This window comes from Thiomonas sp. FB-6, assembly GCF_000377645.1.
Classification (GTDB): domain Bacteria; phylum Pseudomonadota; class Gammaproteobacteria; order Burkholderiales; family Burkholderiaceae_C; genus Thiomonas_A.
On record NZ_KB898503.1, the window covers coordinates 23786 to 36596 of the forward strand.

At 65.9% G+C, this 12811-nt stretch carries 15 protein-coding genes; 9 read left to right on the forward strand and 6 right to left on the reverse strand.

Annotated elements, in window-relative coordinates; all coding sequences use genetic code 11:
- Positions 1–6: 6 nt before the first annotated feature.
- From D466_RS0116700 to D466_RS24535, 6 genes are all read left to right on the forward strand, one after another.
- The gene (locus D466_RS0116700) at positions 7–969 is read left to right on the forward strand and encodes a tripartite tricarboxylate transporter substrate binding protein (protein ID WP_026285402.1); all 963 of its coding nucleotides are present in this window, start codon (positions 7–9) and stop codon (positions 967–969) included.
- A gap of 13 nt (positions 970–982) precedes the next feature.
- The gene (locus D466_RS0116705) at positions 983–1510 is read left to right on the forward strand and encodes a carboxymuconolactone decarboxylase family protein (protein ID WP_018914855.1); all 528 of its coding nucleotides are present in this window, start codon (positions 983–985) and stop codon (positions 1508–1510) included.
- A 37-nt stretch (positions 1511–1547) separates the two neighbouring features.
- A complete protein-coding gene (locus D466_RS0116710) occupies positions 1548–2078 on the forward strand; it encodes a DUF4286 family protein (RefSeq protein WP_018914856.1) in 531 nt (176 codons plus the stop codon).
- A 62-nt stretch (positions 2079–2140) separates the two neighbouring features.
- Entirely contained in the window at positions 2141–2596 is a 456-nt protein-coding gene (locus D466_RS0116715) for a tripartite tricarboxylate transporter TctB family protein (protein WP_018914857.1), read from the forward strand.
- A gap of 4 nt (positions 2597–2600) precedes the next feature.
- Entirely contained in the window at positions 2601–4130 is a 1530-nt protein-coding gene (locus D466_RS0116720; protein ID WP_018914858.1) for a tripartite tricarboxylate transporter permease, read from the forward strand.
- 97 nt (positions 4131–4227) lie between these two features.
- Complete coding sequence (locus D466_RS24535; RefSeq protein WP_196803507.1) at positions 4228–4413, forward strand: hypothetical protein; 186 nt, start codon at positions 4228–4230, stop codon at positions 4411–4413.
- Between the two features lie 12 nt (positions 4414–4425).
- Here D466_RS24535 and D466_RS0116725 read toward each other — a convergent pair whose 3' ends face one another.
- The 5 genes from D466_RS0116725 to D466_RS0116735 form a co-directional block, all read right to left on the reverse strand.
- The gene (locus tag D466_RS0116725; protein WP_018914859.1) at positions 4426–4716 is read right to left on the reverse strand and encodes an addiction module antidote protein; all 291 of its coding nucleotides are present in this window, start codon (positions 4714–4716) and stop codon (positions 4426–4428) included.
- The gene (locus D466_RS23525; RefSeq protein ID WP_081630005.1) at positions 4713–5006 is read right to left on the reverse strand and encodes a type II toxin-antitoxin system RelE/ParE family toxin; all 294 of its coding nucleotides are present in this window, start codon (positions 5004–5006) and stop codon (positions 4713–4715) included. The genes D466_RS0116725 and D466_RS23525 overlap by 4 nt, the downstream gene beginning before the upstream one ends.
- Positions 5007–5286: 280 nt before the next feature.
- Positions 5287–5655, reverse strand: coding sequence for a hypothetical protein (locus D466_RS0116730; RefSeq protein WP_026285404.1), 369 nt, complete (start codon positions 5653–5655; stop codon positions 5287–5289).
- A 404-nt stretch (positions 5656–6059) separates the two neighbouring features.
- Positions 6060–6260, reverse strand: a complete 201-nt coding sequence (locus D466_RS24150) for a hypothetical protein (protein WP_156004397.1) — start codon at positions 6258–6260, stop codon at positions 6060–6062.
- 75 nt (positions 6261–6335) lie between these two features.
- On the reverse strand, positions 6336–7277 hold the full coding sequence (locus D466_RS0116735; RefSeq protein WP_196803508.1) for a LysR family transcriptional regulator: 942 nt from the start codon (positions 7275–7277) through the stop codon (positions 6336–6338).
- Between the two features lie 99 nt (positions 7278–7376).
- Here D466_RS0116735 and mdlC point away from each other — a divergent pair, with 99 nt between their 5' ends.
- Genes mdlC through D466_RS0116750 form a run of 3 tightly spaced genes read left to right on the forward strand, consistent with a single transcriptional unit; the run spans position 7377 to position 11445 of the window.
- Complete coding sequence (mdlC, locus tag D466_RS0116740) at positions 7377–8999, forward strand: benzoylformate decarboxylase (protein ID WP_026285405.1); 1623 nt, start codon at positions 7377–7379, stop codon at positions 8997–8999.
- A gap of 41 nt (positions 9000–9040) precedes the next feature.
- Entirely contained in the window at positions 9041–10492 is a 1452-nt protein-coding gene (locus tag D466_RS0116745; protein WP_018914863.1) for an aldehyde dehydrogenase, read from the forward strand.
- A 23-nt stretch (positions 10493–10515) separates the two neighbouring features.
- Positions 10516–11445 carry a ketopantoate reductase family protein gene (locus D466_RS0116750; protein ID WP_018914864.1) on the forward strand — a complete coding sequence of 310 codons (930 nt, stop codon included), beginning with the start codon at positions 10516–10518 and terminating at the stop codon, positions 11443–11445.
- A 272-nt stretch (positions 11446–11717) separates the two neighbouring features.
- On the opposite strand, the gene D466_RS0116755 is transcribed toward D466_RS0116750, so the two are convergent.
- Positions 11718–12707, reverse strand: coding sequence for an IS5 family transposase (locus tag D466_RS0116755; protein ID WP_018914603.1), 990 nt, complete (start codon positions 12705–12707; stop codon positions 11718–11720).
- Between the last annotated feature and the right edge of the window lie 104 nt (positions 12708–12811).

Here is a 12811-nt window from a genome sequence, read left to right on the forward strand (position 1 = left end):
CAAACCATGCCAAGGATCATCCGATTCGCACTGTGCGGCCTTGCCGCCTTTACATTGTTCGCGGCTTCGGCGCAGGCGCGCGTTGTGCACATCATCGTGGCCTTCAGCGCCGGAGGCCCCGTGGACACGGTCGCGCGAGCGCTGGGCCAGGAGCTGGCGAGCAAGCTCGACTGCACCGTGGTGGTGGATAACAAGCCCGGCGCCAATGGCGCGATCGGCGCGCAGGCCCTGCTGCAAGCGCCGGCCGACGGCAACACGCTGTGGCTGACCAGCGTGGGCGCCGCGGCGATCAATCCTTCGCTGTACCCCCACCTGGGCTACAACATGCGCAAGGATTTTGCCCCGGTGTCCCTCGTCGTCGACAACAACGAACTCCTGGTGGTCAACAAGAACAACCCGGCGCAGAACATCGAGCAGTTCGTCGCCGAGACCAAGAAGCGCGCCGAGCCCACCCCGATGGCTTCCTCGGGCGTGGGCAGCGTGCCGCACCTTGCCATCGAGCAATTGCGCGAAGCGACCGGGGCCAAGCTCCTCAACGTGCCCTACCGCGGCGCGGCGCCGGCGATCAACGCCGTGCTGGCCGGGCAGGCTGCCGGCTTCTTCGGCGACATCCCGGGCCTGATGAGCTTCGTGCGCGCCGGCCAGCTCAAGGCCCTAGGCCTGGCCGCGACCAAGCGCACCCCGGTGCTGCCCGAGGTCAAGACCCTGGCCGAGCAGGGTGTCAAAGGAGTCGACACCGACAACTGGTACGGTCTATTCGTCGCGGCCAAGACCCCGGCGGCCACCGTCGAGGCACTGAACAAGGCCGTGGTGGAATCGCTGGACGATCCGCAACTGCACACCAAGCTGCTCGCCCTGGGTGCGGTTCCGGCGCCGTCGACTCCGCAGCACCTGGAGAAGCTGCTGGCCAGCGATGCCGCGAAGTGGGCCAAGTTGATCCACCGCGAGCACATCACTCTGGGCAATTGAGGACGAGCCGGCCATGAGTTCCTCCACGCCGCGCGTGACCCCGGTGGTGCCGGGGACCGACCCTGGGCGCGCTGAACTCGAACAGCGCATCGCCCGCCAGCGCGGGCGTATCTCGCCGCTGTACCAGGTGCTGCTGCACAGCGAGCCGATCGCCTCGGGGTGGGAGAGCATGCTCACTGCGGTGCGCAATCACACCTCGATTCCCGCCGACGTGCGCGAACTCGTGATCCTGCGCGTGGCCGTGCTCAACCGAGCCGACTTCGAATTCGAGGCCCACCTGCCGCATGCGCAGGCCGCAGGATTGGACGATGCGCTGATCCGTTCCACCCGCGACCCCGGGCCCGTCACCCACGGCACGCCACTACAGTTGCTGGCGCTTCGCCTGACCGACGCGATGACCCGCGACATCGAGGTTCCCGAGGAACTGATCGGGCAACTGCGCGCCCTGCTCGACGAGCGCGGCCTGGTCGAGCTGTGCGCCACGGTCGCGGCCTACAACATGGTGTCGCGGTTCCTGGTCGCCATGAATATCGTGCACTGAGCCACGGGCCGGCATCCATTCTCGGGAGGCACAGCGCGTGCACACCATCACCCTGTTCAAGCTCGACGAGGCGGCCTGGCACGCCCTGCGTGCGAAGTTGGCCGCGCGGGCACCGGCCGCGCGTGCCTGGCGCGCACGCGACGAGAATCTCATGTACGTCTACGTCGAAGCCGCCGAGGCGGAGCTGCTGCCGAGGGAGCTTCCGCGCGGCGCCACGCGCATCGAGCTGCTGCGACATTCACGCGTGGACGGAGCAGCCGCCGGACAGCAGGCACGTGTGCACTACGTGGTGGAGACCGATGTGGAGCCCGGGTACGAGGATGAGCTCAACGCCTGGTACGACCGGGAGCACCTGCCCGGGCTGGCGGCGGTCGCGGGCACCGCGCTGGCCCTGCGCTACGTGGACCCCATCGGCTCGCCCCGGTATTACGCTTGCTACGACCTGGCTGACGAGCGGGCCTTCAACAGCCCGGCGTGGCTGGACGTGCGTGCGACGCCCTGGAGTTCCCGGGTGCGTCCGCGTTTTCGCAATACCCGGCGCACCATGTTCGACCCCGTGCTCGCCTGAGCACACGGCAGGGCGAGCCGACGCAGAAGCGGCACGCTGGGACCACTGGAGAGGAGATCATCATGCGCATTCTCCGCATGGGCAGCCAGGACCGCTTGTCGGGCCTGCTGCTTGTCGTGCTCGGCGCCGCCGTGGCCTGGCGCGGGCGCAGCTACGGCCTGGGTTCGCTGTCGAGCATGGGGGCCGGCTATTTCCCGGCTGCACTGGGCGTGATCCTGGTCGCGCTGGGGCTGGGGGTCGCGGCGATCGCCGACCCCGAGGTCATGCCGCACCTGCCGTCGCGCGCCGCCTGGCGCGGAGGCCTGCTAGTGCTGGGCTCGGTGTTCGTGTTCGTCGTCGTCGGGCAGCACGGCGGGCTGCTGCCGGCGACCTTCGGCTGCGTATTCGTCGCGGCGCTGGCGGACCGCCGAAACAGCCTGCGCGACGCGCTGCTGCTGGCTGCCGCGATGAGCCTGGTCAGCGTGCTGCTGTTCCATTGGGCGCTGCACGTGGAAATCCCGCTGCTGCGCTGGGAGTGAGGCGATGCACCAGACCTTGATGGACCTGTGGTTCGGCTTCGGCGTGGCGCTGCAGCCCACGCACCTGATGTGGTCGGTGTTCGGGGTGCTGATGGGCAACCTGATCGGCGTGCTTCCCGGCATGGGCGCGCTGACCACGATTTCCATCCTGCTGCCGCTGACCTATTTCATCGCCCCGGTGCCGGCCATCCTGATGCTGGCAGGGATCTTCTACGGCTCCCAGTACGGAGGGGCGATCGGGGCCATCCTGCTGAACCTGCCCAGCCATCCGCCGCACGCTGTGACCTGCATCGACGGTTATCCGCTGACCCGCATGGGCAAGGGCGGCTCGGCGCTGGGAATCGCCATGCTGTCGTCCTTCGTCGCCGCGTCGGCGGGGATCCTGATGATGATCTTCCTGTCTCCGCTGCTGGTGCGCGTGGCGTTCAAGTTCGGCGCGCCGGAGATCGCCTCGATCATGATCCTCGGCCTGGTCGCGGGCTCGACCATGTCGAGGGGATCGCCGCTCAAGGGCATGGCGATGACCTGCTTCGGGTTGCTCTGCGGTTGCGTGGGAACCGACCTGAGCACCGGCATGTTCCGCTTCACCTTCGGCCTTTCGGGCCTGAGCGACGGTGTCGAACTCGGCGCGCTTTGCATGGGCGTCTTCGGCATCGCCGACTTCGTGCTGCAGGCCAACCGGGCCACCGCGCCCCTGCCGTCGGCAAAGGTGCGCATGCGCGACATGCGCCCGTCGCGCGAGGAATTGCGCCAGTCCTTCTGGCCGATGCTGCGCGGCACCCTGGTGGGGCTGCTGTTCGGTGCGATGCCCGGCACCGGGCCGACCATCACCACCTTCATCGCCTACGCCGTCGAGCGGCGCGTGGCGAAGGACCCGTCGCGCTTCGGCAAGGGGGCCATCGAGGGCGTGGCCGCGCCTGAGGCTGCCTCGCATTCCAAGACCCAGGTCGACTTCATTCCCACGATGACCTTGGGCATTCCGGGCGACGCGGTGATGGCACTGATCCTGGGAGCGCTGATCCTCAAGGGAATTCAGCCCGGTCCGCTGCTGATCACGGAACACGCGGACATCTTCTGGGGCCTGGTGGCCAGCTTCTGGATCGGCAACGCGATCCTCATGGTGCTCAACATCCCCCTCATCGGCGTGTGGGTCAAGCTGCTGCGCGTACCTTACCGGCTGATGTTCCCAGCTGCGGTGTTCTTCATATGCATTGGCGTGTACAGCGTGCGCAACGAACTGTTCGATGTCGGGGTGGTGGCCGTGTTCGGCGCGCTCGGCGCGCTGTTCATGAGCCTCGACTTCCCGGTCGCGCCGATCATCCTGGGCTTCGTGTTGGGGCCGATGCTGGAGGAGAATTTCCGTCGTGCGCTGCTGTTGTCCTACGGCCACCTGGACGTATTCGTGAGACATCCGATCAGCGCCGTGGTACTGGGTATCGCCGGGGTAATCCTGCTGGTCCAGGTCAGCTCCTCGGTGCGCGCCTCGCTTCGTGGCAGGCACCGCATGGCGAGGCGGGTGCAGCGCCCGGCCTGAAGCCGACGAAACTGCGGCAAACAATTACGAGGCCGCCGCGTCCGGCGACGGCCTGCCCGGGCGGCTCAACTCGCTCGAGCCACCTCAGGGCGACGGCGTGCTTGTCGGCCTGAGCGGGCGCTGGGCGCAGGTTGTGGCGGCGACCGCAATGCCGCAGGCAACGGTCGCCGACATCAGCAGCCCGATGAGCAACAGCTTTCAGCGCTCGCGGCCTGGTGCTTTCGACCCTGAGCGTTCATTGCTGCGGGAGCGCAACCCTGCGCAGCGGATCCTTGGCGCTTGACAGCATCTCGACCTATGCAGCTTCGGCATGCAGCTTCATCCCCAACGCGCGCAATACTTTCAGCAGCGTTGACAGTTCGGGATTGCCATCCGCGGAAAGTGCCTTGTACAAACCCTGCCGGGTCATGCCAGTCTCGCGTGCCACGCGCTCGATGCCGCGCGAGCGTGCGATGTCACCGAGGACCTGAGTGATGAAGGCGGGGTCGTCGCCGGCCTCGTCAAGCGCGGCATTCAGATAGGCAACGCGATCGTCGTCAGACCCGAGGTGCTTGGCTGAATCCCACGGCAGCGTCTTGATGGTCATCCCAGTTCCTTCACCATTCGCAGAGCGGTTCGGATGTCCTCTTGTTGCGAAGACTTGTCCCCGCCGATCAGGAGCAGAATCAGCTCCGAGCCTCGTGACGTGTAATAGACGCGATACCCGGGGCCATAGTCAATCTTCATTTCCACAACACCACCGGGCAACACACGGTGTTGACCAGGGTTGCCCATTCCCAAGCGCCGCACTCGCACGTCGATGCGGGCGCGCGCCTGTCGATCTCGCACGCGGTCGAACCATTGCGCATACTCGATCGTCTGGCGGATCAATCGCATGCGTCAACGATAGTTGACAAGCCTGGTGCTGTCAACCATAGTTGTCATCACGGCGTGGCCTCTCCTGAACGCCGGCCTCGCTGTGACTACCTCATCGACCGCTGAGCACACCAGGGCCGTCATTGCCGCGGCGGGGTGTCAGTGCCCGCTCAGGCCGAGGTCCTGCCGCTCATGGCACCCATCAAGCGATCGCTCGACCGCTAAACTGGTCATTGGCCCCTTCCTCCGATGCTTGCGCGCAGGTTACGCAGCCGCCCAAACGAGCGAGCCTGACGGGCTGTCATCCCGCGAAGCCGGAGGCGACGGATTCGAGATACGCGATCGCGTCGTCTGTCCGGCCTTCTTGGACGACTTGCAGCAGGGTCTTGTGGCGGAACGCAGCAACGGGTTCGTTCTTGATGAAAAAGACTAGTCTCTGCCAATCGGATTGAATGGCCGTCGCGGCCGACAACAGCCTTACGAGGTCGCGCAGCATGGCCTGCAGGCGAGGCGACTCCGAGTGCATCCGCAAGGTGTTCCGATGCACGCCTGCGAGGGCCGCCAGCTCCTGCTGCTGCATCTCGAGCAGCTCGGCGAGCCTGGAGGGGGACAGCCGCGAGGTGCCCGGCTCGCGCATGGACTCAAGCACATCTGCCGAAAGCGCTGGCATCGGGAGCTCCTTGGTGGATCTCAAGGAGCACATATTACGCACAGTACACGCATACCGTGAGTCCATTCCCTTGGCCGATGGCGCTGGACTCGCTTGATGCGCGGGCCGGCGCCAAGCAGGGACCCGATGGTCTCGAGTGCGGCGTCACCGGCGCGACCCGGCATCCTCAGCACTGGACAGGCAAAATCTCCCTATCGAACAAGGCGCTTCAACACTCTGTTCCCTCCCCGCAGGTGGAAAAAGAGGAGGTGTTTGACACTTTGTTCTCGGTTTCGACCCTTTGTTATCCGACACCTCTCGGAGGTGCCGCATAACAAAGTGTAGAAATCGCATCAGAGGAAGAAGCACTGATCCGTCACAGCTACGGGCTCGGCAGAGTTTGAAATTCTTCGGGCCGCTGCGCGCTACAGACGCGCGAGGTAGGACAACAAAGTGTCGAAAACGCCTGTCAGCGTTGAATATTTTTGCCGCTGCAGCTTGCGCAAATCGGGCAGTTCCGTATGCGCCCCGTTTGACCTCAACCGGGCCGCGACGTCGCCGATTGATGACGCCGCGATGATGCCTGGACCCCACTGCGCTTCGCCGCCATTGGAGTTCTGCTCCATGGCTTAGGCCCTGTTCGGGGCCATCGATGAACGCATCGTTCGCGCAGTCTGACAAAGGCGATTCGTCGCAAGCCTTCAGCCGGCATCCCGCTTCCTGTGGCGGGGTGCCGATTCGTGCGTTGACTCGGCGCCGAAAAGACTCACAAGCAGATGCCGTGCCCAGCGCAGCATGGGTGCGTGTTCGTGCCGTCGACTCCAGTGCAGGGCTACGGTGAAGTCGTCCGTCGGTAGTCGTGCGTCGATGAGTTGATATCGGGATCTTGGCTCAAATTCCGCGGCGATCGCACGTGGCATCAGCACCGCGAGATCCGTAGTGGTCACGATCGACGGTAACGCGAGAAAGGTCGACGTCATCAGGCGGATGCGGCCGCCGAGATTCAGCGAGTGGAGAATGTTCAAGGTCTGTGCATGGCTCTGGACCGCGACCAGGTCCAGGCTACGCAGCTGCAAGGGATCCAGGGTGCGACGGCTCAAGGGTGTCGCCAGCGGATGCCCCGCGCGCATGACCAGCACATAGCGATCGGTCAGCAGGTCAGTCCTGACCGTGCTTTGTACTTCGGGAAGAAATCCGATCGCGAAGTGGATTCGTCCGTTGTCGAGGGCCTGCGCGATGCGCTCCTTGGGCCAACTCCTCGTCTGCACGCGCAGTTGGGGAGCTTCGCGGCGCAACGCTCGCATCAATGGCGGCAGGAACCTGGCCTCCCCGATGTCCGTGAGGTGGATGCGCAGCTCTTCCGTCGAGACGGCAGGATCGAAGCCGGCGTCGTCTTCGACCCCGGCTTCCAGCAAGGCCAGTCCCGCCTGAACGGAATGTGCCAGGCGATCGGCCCGCGCGGTGGGGGCGACACCGCCTGGCACGCGTTCGAACAACGGGTCGCCCACGGCCAGCCTCAGGCGCGTCAGCGCCTGGCTGGTCGCCGGTTGGGACATGCCGAGTTGCTCTGCGGCCCGGCTTACGTTGCGCGTTCGGTAGACCGCGTCGAACACCCGCAGCAGGTTGAGGTCTAGCTCTTTCATATGCGCAAGATGGATAACGCTTAGTAGCGCCATGTTATTGCGATATGACCTGCAAGCGCACAAACTCTCACCGGCCAACTACCTTCACGGCGAGACATCGTGCGTACCTCAGCCTTCACACACCCGCCCGAGACCCATCGGCCCACTGTCCGCGAAGCCGCTATGCGGCTGATGCGCGAGCTCGGGATAGATACCGTGTTCGGCAACCCCGGGTCGACCGAGCTCCCCATGTTCCGTGACTTTCCAGCAGACTTCCGGTACGTGCTCGGCCTTCAAGAATCCGTGGTCGTGGGCATGGCCGACGGCTATGCCCAGGCGGAACGGCGCGCGGCCCTCGTGAATCTGCACTCCGCCGCTGGAGTCGGCCATGCAATGGGCAATATCTTCACAGCCTTCAAGAATCAGACGCCGCTGATCGTCACAGCCGGACAGCAGGCCCGCTCCATCCTGCCCTTCGACCCCTTTCTTTCCGCGGCGCAGGCGACGGAACTTCCGCGTCCCTACGTGAAGTGGGCCTGCGAGCCGGCCCGCGCAGAGGACGTTCCTCTTGCCCTGCTTCGCGCGTATCACATGGCCATGCAGGCCCCGCGAGGGCCAGTATTCCTGTCCATTCCGGCGGACGACTGGGATCGGTCCACCGATTGGGTGTCGACCCGCGATGTGAGCCATACCTGCGCGCCCGAACCGAAGGCCATCGCGGAGCTGGCAAGGGCTCTCGCCGACAGCGAGCGCCCAGTCATCGTCGTGGGCGCCGGAGTGGATCGCGACAACGCGGTCGGCCAGGTCGTGGAACTGGCCCAGCGGCACAGCGCAGCCGTATTCGCCGCGCCGATGAGCGCGCGCTGCAGCTTCCCGGAGCGTCACCCGCAGTTCCAGGGTTTCCTGCCCGCCATGCGCGAGCGCATCGTAGATGCCCTTGAGGGCCACGACCTGATCGTCGTGTTGGGTGCACCCGCGTTCAGCTATCACGTCGAAGGCCAGGGCCCGCATGTTCCGCCAGGCGCCCGTCTCTGGCAAATCGTCGACGACCCGCAGGTCGCGGCCTGGACGCCTACGGGGCAAAGCGTGGTCTGCAGCATCGATCTCGCGCTGGACGCACTCCTTCAAGGCCCCTCTCCCAGCGGCAAGCGCAAACTGCCTCAGCCGCGCCCCGTCCCCGCCGTTGCCGAGGCGGGCGATCCGATGAGCACAGCCTTCGCTTTGCAGTCGCTTAATGCCGCCCGGCAGCCGCAGGATGTGGTGGTCGAAGAGGCCCCCGGCGCGCGTTCGGAGATTCAGCGTCACCTGCCCATGGACGGTGCTGAGACCTTCTACACCATGGCTAGCGGGGGCCTGGGACATGGCATGCCCGCCGCAGTCGGCATTGCGCTGGCGCGTGCTCGGCAGCAGCGCGAGGGGCGGGTCATCGCGCTCATCGGCGACGGCTCAAGCCTGTATTCCATCCAGGCCCTGTACAGCGCTGCGAGGCTGGGATTGTCGATGACCTTCGTGATTCTCAACAACCGGCGCTATGCGGCGCTGCAGGACTTCGCGCCTGTATTCGGCTATGCGCCAGGCAGCAAGCCCGAGGGGACGGACCTGCCCGATCTCGACTTTGTTGCGCTGGCGCGCGGCTACGGGGTGGGCGCTGCGCGGGTGCAGGAGCCTCAGGAGCTGGCGCCAGCCCTGTCTAGCGCCTTGCGCGAGAGCGGCCCCAATCTGGTCGAGATCGTCGTGGCCTGAGCGGTACTGCGAATCGAGACATCTTCTCCAGGAGACAAACCATGCAAACGATTTCCATGCTGATCGGCGGGGAGCAGGTTCCCGCGCGCTCGGGTAAGACCTTCAGCCGTGCCAACCCGTTGGACGGCGAGATCTCCACAGTGGCACCGGCGGCCTCTCCCGACGATGCGAGGGCCGCCGTGGACGCGGCGGCGGCGGCGTTCCCCCAGTGGTCGGCCACGGGGCCGGGCGAGCGGCGTGCCCTGCTGTTGAAGGCCGCTCAGGCCCTCGAGGCGCGGGGCGCGGATCTCGCTCGCAGCATGGCGGCCGAAACCGGTGCCTCCGCGATCTGGGCCGGGTTCAATGTTCACCTGGCCGCCGGCATGCTGGTTGAGGCCGCGTCGCTGACGACCCAGATCGACGGGCAGGTGATTCCCTCGGACGTCCCCGGAAGCCTTGCCATGGCTGCGCGCCAGCCGGCGGGTGTCGTGCTCGGCATCGCGCCGTGGAACGCCCCGGTCATCCTGGGGGTTCGCGCGCTTGCCGTGCCGCTGGCCTGCGGCAATACGGTCGTGTTCAAGGGCAGCGAAATGTGCCCCGCCACGCACGGCTTGATCGTGCAGGCGCTGCAGGAGGCCGGGCTGCCGAAGGGGGCCGTCAATTTCGTGACCAATGCCCCTGCCGACGCGGCCGCGGTGGTCGAGGCGATGATCGCTCATCCGGCAGTGCGTCGGGTGAACTTCACCGGATCCACACACGTGGGGCGCATCATCGCGCAACGCTGCGCGGAGCACCTCAAGCCTTCCGTGTTGGAGCTGGGCGGAAAGGCGCCCCTGGTGGTTCTGGATGACGCGGACCTGGACGCTGCGGTCAACGCCGCCGCCTTCGGCGCCTTCGCCAACTCCGGGCAGATCTGCATGTCGACGGAGCGCATTGTGGTCGATGCGGCTGTCGCCGACGCCTTCGTCTCCAAACTCGCCGCGAAGGCCACGGCGCTTCCCCTGGGCGATCCGCGCAAGGGTCCCGTGGTCCTGGGCTCGGTGGTAGACATGAGCGCGGTGCGGCGGGTCAACGAGCTGATCGACGATGCGCTTTCCAAGGGTGCGAGTCTGGTCTGCGGAGGCAAGGCCCACGACACGCTCATGCCCGCCACGCTCCTCGATCGCGTGACGCCGGCCATGCGCATCTACCGCGAGGAGACCTTCGCTCCCGTGAAGGCCATTGTGCGCGTCGAGGGTGAGGAAGCGGCGATTGCCTGCGCGAACGACAACGAATTCGGACTGTCCTCGGCCGTGTTCACTCGCGATGTGGCACGGGGGCTGCGCGTGGCTCGGCGCATCGAAGCCGGCATCTGCCATGTGAACGGTCCGACGGTGCACGACGAGGCGCAGATGCCCTTTGGCGGCGTGAAGTCCAGCGGGTGGGGGCGCTTCGGCGGTCGTGCGGGCATCGAGGCCTTCACGGAACTGCGGTGGATCACCCTGCAGACCACGGACCGCCACTATCCCTTCTGAATCAACGCAGCAGGAGATCCGGCATGCGCATCACCATCCTCGGCGCCGGCGCCATGGGTTCGCTGTTCGGCGGCTTGCTGGCCGAACAGGGGCACGACGTCGAACTCCTTGACGTCAACCCGACGCACATCGAGAAGGTACGCAATCACGGTCTCACGCTGGAGACCGAAGGCAAGGGCGCGCGCGTGGTTCGCCTGCCCATCGCCAGGCCGCAGGCCGCCGCCAGTGGACCGGACTGCCTGATCCTGTTCACCAAGACCTTGCACACCCAGGGGGCCATGGAATCGGTGCGCCACGTGCTGGACGACCGGGTTCTGGTCTTGACCCTGCAGAACGGCCTCGGGAACGCCGAGCGCGTGGCGGCCTTTCTCCCCATGTCCCGCATCGCCGTGGGGGTCACGACCGTACCGGCCGACATGATCGAGCCCGGGCATGTCCATTCCCACGGTGCGGGGCACAACCGCATGATGATGGCCGACGGCAGGCCGAGCGACGCCCTGCAGGCATTGGCCGAGGCGCTCACGCAGGCCGGTCTGCCGAGCACCCTGGATGCGACCGTGCAAGCGGCGATCTGGCAGAAGGCCGCATTCAATGCCGCGCTGAACACGGTATGCGCCGTGACCTGCGCGACCGTCGGCCAGGTCGGCAGGCAGCCTCAAGCGAGGGAACTGGCTCACGACATCGCCACGGAAGTGCTGGCCGTGGCGAGCGCCAACGGGATCGCGGTCGATGCAAAGGGTCTGCACGACACGTTGGACCACGCGTTGGACCATCACCTTCAACATAAACCTTCCATGCTCCAGGACCTGCTTGCGGGGCGTCGGACGGAGGTGGATGCGATCAACGGCGAGGTCTTGCGGGTCGCGCGCTGGCTAGGCATCGACGCGCCGCGTACTCAGGCCCTGGATGCGTTGATCCGAGTTCGGGAGGTTCTGGTACTCAACTCACGGTAGATGTGCCAGTGGCGGTGCCCGACGGCTGCGAGCGCGCGCTTGCTGGTGCATCAGCCCGAGTCCTTCTATACAGCTTCCCAGCAGTGAAACCGCGGTTACGGCGGGCACACCGCGCACGTTTCATGCTCTAAGGAAGCACTGAAGAAATGACCTCTTGGGCGAAGCCGCTTGTATCCATGGTCGCGAACTGTGCGAAAAACGGGCGTTTCGCGGTCAGGAGGTCCGAAGCGCGGCCGAAAATCGGCAGCGGACGCCGCCCTTTGCCCCATTTTTCACACTGCGGACGCACCTCGGGTGTCGGAGTTCCAAACCAGCCTGCGCGCCAGCATCAGATTGGCCATGGCGAACAGCGTGTGCAACTGCGCCGTGTTCTTCGCCAGGCCGCGGTAGCGCGCCTTGCGGTGCCGAAAGAGGTTCTTCACGACGTGGAACGGGTGCTCAACCTTGGCGCGGATGCTGGCCTTGATCTGCTCGATCCACTCCAGCTTCTGCGCCCAGCCGTGCCCGGCCAGCGCGCGGCGCTTGCCGGGGCGCATGGCCACATGCCAGTTGACCGGAACACCGATGTTCTCCTCGCGCTTGGCCACGCCCTGGTAGCCCGCATCGGCGAAGACATCCTCCTCGTCGCCATGCAGCAGATCTTGTGCCCGGGTCACATCAGCCACATTGGCGGCGGTGCCGACCACGGTGTGCACCAGCCCCGATTGGGCATCGACGCCGATATGGGCCTTCATGCCGAAATGCCACGCGTTGCCTTTCTTGGTCTGGTGCATCTCGGGGTCGCGATCCCCCTTGGCGTTCTTGGTCGACGGCGGCGCCTCGATGATGGTCGCATCCACCACCGTGCCGCGCCGCAGGAACAGCCCCTTGGCCGCCAGGTGCGCGTTGATGGTCGTGAAGATGGTTTCGGTGAGCTGCTTGTCTTCGAGCAGGCGGCGGAACTTGAGCAGCGTCGTGGCGTCGGGTGCCGACTCGCGGCCCAGATCGATGCCAACGAAGCGCCGGATCGCCTGGCTGTCGTAGATGGCATCCTCGATGCCTTCGTCCGACAGCCCGAAGCAGTTCTGCGCGATGTACATGCGCAGCATGCGCTCCAGTCCGATCGGCGGGCGACCGCGGCCACCGCCCTTCGGATAGTGGCGCTCGATCGCCGCGACCAACTCGCCCCACGGCGTCATCGCTTCGATCTCGGCCAGGAAGCGGTCGCGTCGCGTCTGCCGCTTCTTGCTCCCGTACTCGTACTCGGAAAAGCTCGTCTGCATCGTCGTTCCTCGCGCTCTCGGACGTTCAGGACCATTGTTCCAGTTCACGCCCCGCTCGGCCAGCGTGCGATGCCAGCCGCCCCGAATTGATCAGTGTTTCCCTA

Bases quoted from the DNA above. Each gene is read 5' to 3' on its own strand.
- D466_RS0116700 (WP_026285402.1), top strand. From the start codon at position 7: ATGCCAAGGATCATCCGATTCGCACTGTGCGGCCTTGCCGCCTTTACA.
- D466_RS0116705 (WP_018914855.1), top strand. From the start codon at position 983: ATGAGTTCCTCCACGCCGCGCGTGACCCCGGTGGTGCCGGGGACCGAC.
- D466_RS0116715 (WP_018914857.1), top strand. From the start codon at position 2,141: ATGCGCATTCTCCGCATGGGCAGCCAGGACCGCTTGTCGGGCCTGCTG.
- D466_RS0116720 (WP_018914858.1), top strand. From the start codon at position 2,601: ATGCACCAGACCTTGATGGACCTGTGGTTCGGCTTCGGCGTGGCGCTG.
- D466_RS0116725 (WP_018914859.1), bottom strand. From the start codon at position 4,716: ATGACCATCAAGACGCTGCCGTGGGATTCAGCCAAGCACCTCGGGTCT.
- D466_RS23525 (WP_081630005.1), bottom strand. From the start codon at position 5,006: ATGCGATTGATCCGCCAGACGATCGAGTATGCGCAATGGTTCGACCGC.
- D466_RS0116730 (WP_026285404.1), bottom strand. From the start codon at position 5,655: ATGCCAGCGCTTTCGGCAGATGTGCTTGAGTCCATGCGCGAGCCGGGC.
- D466_RS24150 (WP_156004397.1), bottom strand. From the start codon at position 6,260: ATGGAGCAGAACTCCAATGGCGGCGAAGCGCAGTGGGGTCCAGGCATC.
- D466_RS0116735 (WP_196803508.1), bottom strand. From the start codon at position 7,277: ATGAAAGAGCTAGACCTCAACCTGCTGCGGGTGTTCGACGCGGTCTAC.
- D466_RS0116745 (WP_018914863.1), top strand. From the start codon at position 9,041: ATGCAAACGATTTCCATGCTGATCGGCGGGGAGCAGGTTCCCGCGCGC.
- D466_RS0116750 (WP_018914864.1), top strand. From the start codon at position 10,516: ATGCGCATCACCATCCTCGGCGCCGGCGCCATGGGTTCGCTGTTCGGC.
- D466_RS0116755 (WP_018914603.1), bottom strand. From the start codon at position 12,707: ATGCAGACGAGCTTTTCCGAGTACGAGTACGGGAGCAAGAAGCGGCAG.